Genomic DNA, 3,192 nt, shown 5'->3' with positions numbered 1-3,192 from the left:
TACGAAATCGAGCAGGTTTGGCAACAGGTCATTCATAATATTGAACTGGATGGCTCTAGAGAAATACTGCGTAGCAACGGCTGTTTATTAGCTTTCAATGGCCGAGAGGCATCTATTGGCATCAAAAAGAAGGGTGTACAAAAGCTCATACAAGGAATGTTGCCCCAAATTCAAAAGGCATTTGCCAAAGTCCATCCAGGTCATGTGAAAGTTAATTTTCAACTAGTAGGAGCACTCCCCACCCAGACCGCTCCTCAATCAAGAGTGACCCTACCAGCAGTACCAACTCCGAAATTACCTCCACCAATCACTACCCCAGAAGCACCACAGGAATCTTCAAGCAGCAAGGGGGATTCAAAGGGGGATTCAACGGAGGCCAAACTAGTTGTGCCACCTAGCACCAGTGACTCTTCAAAGCCAGCAGTAAACCCCTCCCCCCAACCATCCCAGCCACAAAACCTTGCCCCTCCTAGCAATTCTGAAACATCTGAAGCAGTGGACACTGTATTATCCAGCCCAGTATTATCCAGGCCAGCATTATCCAGGCCACCGTATGATTTCTCTGACTTAGACTGGGATGCTGATCAAATAGAGCAAGCTTTAGGGAAAATTAAAGATTGTTTTGGCGGAGAAATTATTGATTTAAATGATGATATGAGTAATAATGAAGTCATGGCCAAAGAGCCATCAGTAGAGTCGTTTGTCAATGATACTCAGGGTAGCTTTGACCAAGAGCAACCCCAATCATCAGTAGCCGAAAATCAACCTGATCCAAGACCGTTTTATATCAAGATTCAGAATAGGCCGCAAGAGTTAGAATATGATGAAAATGGTGAACTACCTTTTTAGAGTTATGATAAATTTGGTAATTGGTAATTACTAATTGGTAATTTATAGCGTTAATCGCACTTATGAGGTACAGTCTTTTTTGACGGTGATTCCCTTAAAATCATCTTTCTTATTCCCTTTTATATTTCCCCTACTGGGAGGGGTTAGGGGTGGGTTACTTTTGCATTAAAAGCATAAGCAATGTCGCTCAAAGGTTGCTGAGAATTGCTATAAATTCTTAAGCTCATAGGCGAGGCAAAATTTCTGGTAATAGCTGACCGGGAACTTTGGAAAGGGCAAGGCTTTGTCCCGCAGGACCATTTTCCCGAGAGAATGCCCGAATAGTGTGGATCAGGTAGTTCAGAGAAATTTGGTAGGTTTCGGGTTGATCAACTGTACCCATACAAGCTTGCACATGTTGGTGTAGGGCAGCTTCTAAATGAGTTAACTTAGACCCTTTGGTTAAGGAAAATTGTGGCTGTGTGGCTAGCTGGAAATGCACTAGCCCCAAGTTGTTGTAGGTAGCTATAATATCAAAGTTAACTGGTATAGGCGATCTATTCTGGTTAAGGACTTGGTCAGACGGGTGTGGTTGATGTCCTGCGATCGCAAGAGCATTTTCATAAGCCCTTATACATTGCTTAAAGTATTCTGCTTGTGCCCCATATTCCTCCTTTAACTGGTCGGCTAAGTGCCAGTAGGCGGTACCCAGGTTATTCTGGGTTGCAGCATAGCCAGCTGGGTCAACCTCTGGTTTCCGGTATTTGAGAGCATCTTTATAAGCAAATATCCCTAGCTTCAACCAGACTGTTGGTTGTTCGTGCTGGGCAAGACTCCAGTAAGCCGTACCCAAGTTATTTTGAATCATTGCCCAATTTTGAGGATTGGCTGTGGTGTCATGATCACAGATGGCTTCTTGGTAGGCTGCGATCGCTTTCTTTAAATTAGGCACTGGTGATTGATGTTGCGCTAGATTCCAGTAAGCCGTTCCTAAGTTGTTCTGGGTTGAAGCATATTTAACCATGTCATGATCAGCACCGCTATAGCGCAAAGCTTCTTCATAGGCGCGAATAGAATTTTCCAGATTTTTAGCTAAGTCTTGGTAGTGGCCTAACTCTCCATAAGCTGTTCCCAAATTATTCTGTATCATGCTAAAAATTTCCGGAGATTGTTCCGCTAAAAAGTCAGTTAGTGCTATTTGATAGCATTTAATCCCTTGCTCTAAATAAGAGACCATCAGGTTGTCATTGTTCGGACAACGAGATAGCATCCAGTAGAAATTTCCCACATCATTGAGGATAGCGGATTCTTCTATAGGTTTGAATTTTGACCATTGCAGCGCCTGCTCATAAGCCTGGATTGCGATCACTAAGTTTTCCTCAGAGGCATCTCCCTGTTCAATCAGGTAGCGATAATGATTGCCCAATTCAAGATAGGTTTGGCCTGTAGATGGTTTTTGAGTTCCAGGTGGCAGGTGGTTTAGTTCGCAGTTATCTTGTGGTGTTTCAGTTTCAGTTTCAGTTTCAGTTGCCGGTGGCAGGTTGTTTAGTTGAAAGTTATCTTGTGGTGTTTCAGTTTCAGTTGTAGGTGGCACGTTGTTTGGTTGAAAGTTATCTTGTGGTGTTTCAACATTAAAACTTTCAACTGTCAACACCTCCTCTTGCCCTGGTAGTGTCTCCACATCTTCCTGACCAGGATCGATTACTGTTGTTGAAGGGGGTAATGTGTAGGAAGCTTGTGGTGTATCAGCCACCCCTTGGGATAGGGGTGTTGGTTCTCCTTCAAACTCAAAGAAACCAGTGTGCTGTTGCCAAAATTCTGGTACGGACTGCTGAATGGAATAAAACCAAGGTCGTGGCAACCAGAGCAAGAAAGTCAGTTCCCAGTAGCTGAGATTATGCCCAATTGCCTGTAAATGCCTAAGAAACAATCGTTGCAGTGCTGCGGGTTGCCGTGTTAAGTTTTCTATACCCAGAATCTGAAATCCCGGTATACTTTCAGAAGTATAAGATTCCTGATGGTCGGTTAACCATTGATTAATCTGAGCTAGGGGATTAGGCTCGCTCAGATTTAAATTCAAGCTGACCAACTTTGGGTAACCTTGGTGGTTCCTTGACCCGTTTGCTGCACATAAGCCTAACTCCCGGTATAATTGATCTGCTAGCTGGTTGCGCAGATTCAGGTCATCACACACTGCCAAAAAAAGCTGGCGGCGCAGACCAATACTCAAAGGGAGTTTCAAACGTTGATAGGTTTGCCGATTCCAACTGGAAATTTCTTGATTTGAGGCAATGTCCGTTACTATCATGCTGGCATAGGTGTCAGAGCAAAGGGATTACATATCAACCTTTTCCTGCTTTTGTT

Annotated in this window: 2 protein-coding genes; one reads left to right on the top strand and one right to left on the bottom strand. The window is 43.7% G+C overall.

What is annotated here, in order from left to right; all coding sequences use genetic code 11:
* The coding region (locus F6K49_RS38345) for a hypothetical protein (protein ID WP_293105583.1) at positions 1-849 on the top strand (849 nt) is incomplete at its 5' end.
* A 223-nt stretch (positions 850-1,072) separates the two neighbouring features.
* On the opposite strand, the gene F6K49_RS38340 is transcribed toward F6K49_RS38345, so the two are convergent.
* On the bottom strand, positions 1,073-3,136 hold the full coding sequence (locus tag F6K49_RS38340; protein WP_293105578.1) for a tetratricopeptide repeat protein: 2,064 nt from the start codon (positions 3,134-3,136) through the stop codon (positions 1,073-1,075).
* Positions 3,137-3,192 lie beyond the last annotated feature (56 nt).

It is taken from the genome of Moorena sp. SIO3I6 (assembly GCF_010672095.1).
This window is presented reverse-complemented; position numbering and strand designations above follow the sequence as displayed.